The organism is Mesorhizobium sp. WSM4312, from assembly GCF_002294875.1.
In the GTDB taxonomy this organism is placed as follows: Bacteria; Pseudomonadota; Alphaproteobacteria; order Rhizobiales; family Rhizobiaceae; genus Mesorhizobium.
Map to the genome: position 1 here is coordinate 1 of NZ_NSFU01000046.1, position 3054 is coordinate 3054.

A 3054-nucleotide genomic window follows, 5' to 3' on the forward strand; every position below is an offset into this window, starting at 1 on the left:
GGTGGCGGGTTGGGGCGGAAGTATCAGCGATCTGGATATAGATGGACGACGGCTGCTACTTCGGCGGAGAAGCGCAAACTCGCTCGGGCTGCTTTGGCCTCTAGGGGTGGCATGGCCTTCGCCGTCTAGGCGGCCAAGCCGACATGGCAAAAGTGCACTGTCACCGTAAGTCGCTCGCGCGGCATGCATGCGCATCCGCACATGCACAGCCACGGCGACCATGCCGGACATCGCCACCAACGTTCGCGGCGAGCGACCGACTTTTCCAAATCTCGCCAAATGTTCAAAATGGCTTGCGAGACACTCGAGGCGCGCAATCAACGCGCAAATCGATCGGGCAGCCTGGTCTCACTACGCAGGTATCAGGACTGCGATGCGATGCACGCCGACCTCCTTGCTCGTGTTCGTTGCCTCGTCAGTTTTGCCTTTGGAGCAGGTATAGACGTCGCCTACCTTTAGCTTGAATTCCTTGTCAGCTTTCTTGATGGCGAATGCGCCGGAAGTAATCGTGCATACCATGTCGTTGTCCATCACAGTTTGAGGCGCGTGTGCTCCGGGCTGAAAGACGACGTCGACAATCGAGATGCTCTTGTAGGCGGGAATGTCGGAGTTTCCGGTGCCGACTTCAACCACTCTGACACCGGGCGCAATCTCCTTGCCGTCCTTCGGGCCGTATTTCTTGGCTTTTGCAGAAGCAGCCAGAGTGAACAAAGGTGATGCCGCGACGGTGGTCAAACCGAGGGCAAGTGCAGACCTGCGATTCATGGCTTTCATCGCATCCTCCCGATGCTCGTCATGCGTGAAATTACATGACGCCTTTATATTAGCACAATCTGATTTATTTGCATGCATCTCGCCGTGGGGTGCGACCAGAATTACGGTGACAGTGCACTAATTTTTCCCCGCCGGCCCTGCTTCCCTGGTTTCACAGCTCCTCCAGTTTGCCCGGCAATCCGGCTGAGAAATGCCTCGCCGCCCACCGGCCGGCCGATGCTCTCGGCCTTGCGTAGCGCGTCGAAGGCCACGGCATCCGTCTCGGCCAGGTCGAACAGCCCGCTCGACGATGGCAGGCGGTCCCTCATTGGCTGCGGATTAACGCCATCGGGCTCGCCCGTCAGATGCGCCCGGGCGCTTGACCGGGCCAATCGACCGCCTGCTTCACCAGCCCCGCGCGCACCGGGTCAGTCCGACATACCGTACCGCCGACAACAGGTGGTCCTCGTCCATCGCGATGACGCCGAAGCGGCCTTGCCAGAAATGACCGGTTTTCTTCTGCCGGCCCAGGCGCGGTGCACTTTGGCGAGCGCGCGCCGCAGGCCATCGGCGTCGGCCGGCGTCAGGATCAGGTGCACGTGGTTGGGCATGAGGCTCCATGCCCAGATGCCGACATCGGCGCACGGCAATGCTCGACCAGCAGGGTCTTGTAGAGCGCGTAATCCCCGGGGGTGAAAAACACCTTGGCGCGCCCGTTGCCACGTTGCGTGACGTGGTGCGCCAGATCGGGAACGACGATACGGGCAAGGCGAGCCATATACTCAAACCAAGAGTGACGGACTTCCATAGCAGGCATGGCAGGCAATTAGTGCACTGTCACCGTAATTCTAATTTTTTTCAAAGTCTTTGGATATAATACTCTGCCAGAAAGCAGATTCTGTGTGTTTGTAGTTTTTAAGATATGAAATCTGTACCGGATCAGCTAAAAATCGCCCTCCATAAGAGATTATTTTTTGAGCGCACTCGACGCAATTGGCAAATGCTGCAAAGTAAAGCGGGCTTGCTCCTCCGTATGTCGTATTGGGATTGCCATTATACTTCAAAATTAACTCGACCATAGAAATGTCTTTTCCGTTAACTGCTGCCAACAACGGAGTAACTCCGTCAGTCGTCGTACAATTCGCATCGTAGCCACTTTTTAGCGCGGCTTCGGCTTTATCTGTATTTTTAGAGATTATCGCGTCAAATAAATCGCCTCCTCTATCGCAGTATCCACTAATTATAGCTGTGATAGAGATCACAGAAAATATCTTGATAATCCCCATTGTGAATATCCAATTCTTGAAAGGGCTTGATCTGCGCTCATGCTGCCTCTAGAAATGTTTATTTTGCGACTCGGAACCGATAGACTTTCCGCAAGATTATCGTTGAGAGCTGCCGGTGTGCCTACGGGAAATCCACTATTGATGTTTATCCCAGCAGATTTTAAAGCGGACGAAAGTTGATCAGCGCAATTATTTGTCAGCATAGGCGCAGTTTGATCACCTTTCTTCACATAATAATCTGCAATCTTCTCATCTTGATCTTTTGTTGTTTTTATTGTTGTTACGACCTGATCTCTAACAGGTATCTGCTGGCCCATAAAATCCTTCGCCGAAGATCCGAACGGCGTTCCGGTTCCTGGGGAATAAACACCTTTTCCGTCGACCAAGACCGAGACGTGACCAAAAACATTCTTGCTGTCCACTCGCTGTTTTCCGTAAACAATATGAACATCCGCAACTTTTTGGCCGACTTCATTCTTTTTCTTATCTTTGACATTTTCTAGGCCTTTTGCAGCCTTGTCTCCTGCTGCTTGCAGATCTTTCGACTTCGTGCTGCTGTCTGCCGCCTTGGAGCCCCCTTCAGCCCCCAGGGGCTCCTTGCCTTCGTTCGGATCGATGGCATGTCCGTTCGGATCACTCTTATTGACCGGATCGTTCTGAGCATAGGCGTATCGGTTCGTACCGACGTCCGGCAACGTCGGATCCCAATCATCCGGCGAGATGAACCGCCCCAGCACCGGATCCATATACCGCGCGTTGAGATACAGCAGTCCGGTCTCGGGATCGAAGCGTTCCCCAATATACCCCTTCTGGGTCTGGAAGCCGGTGTTGAGGCGCTCGCCGTAGGTGGCGTAGTTGGTTTGCTCGACAATGGCGCCCGAGGCATCAGTGACCATGCGCACCGAGGCCAGGTGGTCGCGGTGGAGGAAGTATTTGACGCCGTTGACGACCTTGATGTCGGGATGGGGATAGCGGGTGTAGATTTCCGCGCCCGGTGTCGCCGGATTGATCTCGA

Annotated in this window: 3 protein-coding genes; all 3 read right to left on the reverse strand. The window is 54.4% G+C overall.

Going from position 1 to position 3054, the window contains the following annotated elements:
- Nucleotides 1-351: 351 nt before the first annotated feature.
- Complete coding sequence (locus tag CK228_RS34510) at nt 352-774, reverse strand: hypothetical protein (RefSeq protein WP_095790651.1); 423 nt, start codon at nt 772-774, stop codon at nt 352-354.
- 827 nt (nt 775-1601) lie between these two features.
- On the reverse strand, nt 1602-2039 hold the full coding sequence (locus CK228_RS34520) for an ankyrin repeat domain-containing protein (protein WP_095790652.1): 438 nt from the start codon (nt 2037-2039) through the stop codon (nt 1602-1604).
- Nucleotides 2012-3054, reverse strand: a 1043-nt coding sequence (locus CK228_RS35585; RefSeq protein ID WP_179296133.1) for an RHS repeat-associated core domain-containing protein, incomplete at its 5' end; no start/stop codon positions are given. The genes CK228_RS35585 and CK228_RS34520, both read right to left, overlap by 28 nt.

Excerpts from the sequence above, each read along its gene's own strand:
- CK228_RS34520 (WP_095790652.1), bottom strand. The coding sequence starts at position 2,039 with ATGGGGATTATCAAGATATTTTCTGTGATCTCTATCACAGCTATAATT.
- CK228_RS34510 (WP_095790651.1), bottom strand. The coding sequence starts at position 774 with ATGAAAGCCATGAATCGCAGGTCTGCACTTGCCCTCGGTTTGACCACC.